The following is a 2,963-nucleotide window of genomic DNA, read 5'->3' as shown; positions in this document are numbered from 1 at the left end:
TGCGGTAGCGCGCGGCCATGGCCTCGGTGATTGTCCGTAGGTGGGCGCGGAACTCGGGGGGAGCGAGGACCTCGACGTGGTTTGCCAGGGGGAGTAGGGCGTGGGTCAGTACTTCGTAGGACTCGGAGGGGATGGTGATGTCGGCCCAGCCGTCGGGGTCGGTGGGGCCGAGGGAGGCCAGTGCGGCGTGGACGGCTGCCGGGTCGTTCATGAGGCGCAACAGGCCGAGGTGTTCGGTGGCGATCCGGCATCGCGCGTCGACTTTCAGCATGGACCGCCCGAAGTCGGCTGCTGCGGCCTGCCAGTGGGCGGCGAGGTCGAAATCGGTTGGGCGGGCGAATGTTTCGCCGGTGAGGTGGGCCGAGGCGATCCGGCTGGCCCGATAGGAACGGATATCGGAGCGGACGCGCGCGACGAGATACCAGGTGCCCGCCTTCATCACCAGGCCCAACGGGTCGACCGTTCGTTCCACGGCGCCGTCACCTCGCCGGTAGGTGATGGCAAGGCGGCGGTCGTGCCAGACGGCATCGGCGATGGTTGCGAGAGTGGGGGTTTCGTCGGGGCGGTGGAACCAGCCGGGCATATCGATGTGGACGCGCTCGGCGATGCGGGTTGCCCGGCCGCGCAGTTCCGGTGGCAGCGCGGCCAGCATTTTCAGCTGCGCGGTGGCGAGGACGGTGCCGAGGCCGAGGTCGGCGGCGGCGCTCGGTAGGCCGGCCAGCAAGACGGCGTCGGCCTCGTCGGAGGTGAGGCCGGTGAGCCGGGTTCGGTACCCGTCGACCAATCGCACCCCGCCGCCGCGCCCGGGTTCGCTGTACACCGGCACACCCGCCGCCGACAGCGCCTCCACATCCCGGTACACCGTGCGCACCGACACCTCCAGCTCCCGCGCGAGCTCCCCGGCCGTCGACCCGCCGTTGGCTTGCAACAGGAGCAGTAGCTGCACCAGCCTGCTCGCTCGCATACCCCGAGACTAGCCGCGAACCTTGACACAGGATGTCAAGGTTGCGTCGTAGCGTGAGCGTATGACCACTTGGAGCCAGTTCATCGAGGAAGCGCCGCGCATCGCCGAGCTGTTCCTGCGCAGACACCGAGCCACCGGCAACCTGTGCATGCTCGGCACCCTCCGCGCCGACGGATGGCCACGGATCAGCCCGATCGAACCGATGATCTTCGAGGGCATGCTGGTGCTGGCGGGCATGCCGGACACGCGCAAGTTCGACGACCTCGCCCGTGACCCACGCTTCTGCCTGCACACCGCGACCGTCGACACCAACGTCACCGAGGGCGACGCCAAACTCTTCGGCACCGTCACCGACTTGAAGGACGAATCCGTCCACGCCCGCTTCGCGCAGAAACTCTTCGACGACAGCGGTTTCGACATCCGCGGCCAGAAGTTCGACCACTTCTACGTCGCCGACCTCACCAGCGCCTCCACGGTCGAAGTCGCCGACGACCAGCTCGCCATCACCATCTGGAAACCCGGCGAGGGCGAACGAGTCGTCACCAAACGCTGAATCCCTCCACCGTCCGCATCCAAGTAACTGTGGACTATGGCTGACTGGTCAGTCATTATAAATTCATGCCGAAGCGAGTGGATGTAGATGCGCGGCGGACCGAGATTCTGGAGGCGGCCGTCCGGGTCTTCGCCAGGAAAGGGTTCGCCGCGTCGCGGATCGAGGATGTGGCGGCGGAGGCCGGGGTCGCGAAAGGGAGTGTCTACCTCGCGGTCAGCAGCCGGGAGGAACTGCTCACCGCCGCGTTCGACCAATACCGTGCCCGCGCGGAACAGCAACTCGCCGCGCCTGGCAGCGGACCAGCGCTCGATCGGCTGGCGCAGTTGATCCGGTCGACCGTGGCGATGCTGGCGGCCCACCCGGACTACGCGCGCGTATTGCTGGACGTGTGGTCGGCCAGGACACCGCTGGATATGGCCGCCGTCTACGAGGGCTACCGGGCGGCCGTCGCGGAACTGCTGCGTGCGGCCGACGCCGAGGGGCAATTGCGGGCGGGTATCGGCGACGCGCACGCCGCGGTGATCGTCGGCGCGATCGAAGGGTGCCTGGTGCAGTGGCTGGCCGACGACCGCGTCGCCCTCACCGAGATGACCGAACCCCTGGTGCAGGTGTGTGTGGAAGGTATCCGGCGATGACCATCACCGACCGGCTCATCGCGCCCGGAGCGACGAGAAGTGAAGCAGCCCTGTGCTATTCGTCGGCAGTCGTCGGTGGGGTGACGGCTGCGCTGCTGGCGAGAAGCGCTGGGGGCTCCGCACTGGTCGTCGTGGTGGTCGCCCTGATCGGCTTCGACCTGTTCGGCGGCGCGGTGGTCAATGCGACAGCATCGGCCAAGAACTGGTTCCACCGGCACGGCCGAACCGCCCGTCATCACCTCACGTTCGTCGCCATCCACGGCCAACCGTTCCTGCTGGCGCTGGTGGTCCCGGGGTTCGGTTGGTGGGTCGCGGCGACCATCTACGGCCTCGTCCTCGCGGCGGCCGTCGTCGTGCTCTCGGTGCCCGATCAGCTGCGCGTGCCGGTCGCCTTCGCCGCCACAGTATTCGGCGTAGCGATCACCACGTCGATGCTCACAGTGCCGACCTTCCTGCTCTGGTTCGGCCCGGTACTGCTGATCAAACTCCTCCTCGCGCACCTGCAACCCGATACCGCCGCGTCGGTCCAGGCTATTTCGTGATCCCGAGCAGTGCGGCCGTGAACCCGTAGTCCGGGCCGAGGTCATGCGAGTTCCCGGAACGGCAGCCGTCGGAACGCATCTGGACACGCTCACAGAACAGGCTGACCATCTCGCCGGAGAGCGTGGTCCCGATCAATGCGTGTGAGCGGAAGATCTTGCGCTCGGGGTCCATCGCGCCGTCGATGTTCTGCATCAGCAGGGGCGCGATATCGACGATCTCGATCATCGCACCGGAGTTGGCGCGCAACTGGTTGGTGACATTCGTGATT

General features: G+C 67.3%; 4 protein-coding genes and 1 pseudogene. 3 read left to right on the top strand and 2 right to left on the bottom strand.

What is annotated here, in order from left to right; translation table 11 throughout:
• Positions 1 to 964, bottom strand: a 964-nt coding sequence (locus tag NI2_RS31005) for a helix-turn-helix transcriptional regulator (RefSeq protein ID WP_067498428.1), incomplete at its 3' end; no start/stop codon positions are given.
• A gap of 61 nt (positions 965 to 1,025) precedes the next feature.
• On the opposite strand from NI2_RS31005, the gene NI2_RS31000 reads away from it, so the two are divergent.
• The 3 genes from NI2_RS31000 (at position 1,026) to NI2_RS30990 (ending at position 2,694) form a co-directional block, all read left to right on the top strand.
• Entirely contained in the window at positions 1,026 to 1,517 is a 492-nt protein-coding gene (locus tag NI2_RS31000) for a pyridoxamine 5'-phosphate oxidase family protein (RefSeq protein WP_067498418.1), read from the top strand.
• A 65-nt stretch (positions 1,518 to 1,582) separates the two neighbouring features.
• Positions 1,583 to 2,152, top strand: coding sequence for a TetR/AcrR family transcriptional regulator (locus NI2_RS30995; RefSeq protein WP_067498416.1), 570 nt, complete (start codon positions 1,583 to 1,585; stop codon positions 2,150 to 2,152).
• Positions 2,149 to 2,694, top strand: coding sequence for a hypothetical protein (locus NI2_RS30990; protein WP_067498410.1), 546 nt, complete (start codon positions 2,149 to 2,151; stop codon positions 2,692 to 2,694). Before NI2_RS30995 ends, NI2_RS30990 begins: the two co-directional genes overlap by 4 nt.
• On the opposite strand, the pseudogene NI2_RS34575 reads toward NI2_RS30990, so the two are convergent.
• Positions 2,684 to 2,963: pseudogene (locus tag NI2_RS34575) on the bottom strand (mammalian cell entry protein); the annotation flags it as partial. The gene NI2_RS30990 and the pseudogene NI2_RS34575 sit on opposite strands and share 11 nt — an antisense overlap.

It is taken from the genome of Nocardia ignorata NBRC 108230 (genome assembly GCF_001612905.1).
Taxonomy (GTDB): Bacteria; Actinomycetota; Actinomycetes; order Mycobacteriales; family Mycobacteriaceae; genus Nocardia; species Nocardia ignorata.
Note: the sequence above shows the minus strand (reverse complement) of the source record. Positions and strands in the feature narration are given on the sequence as shown.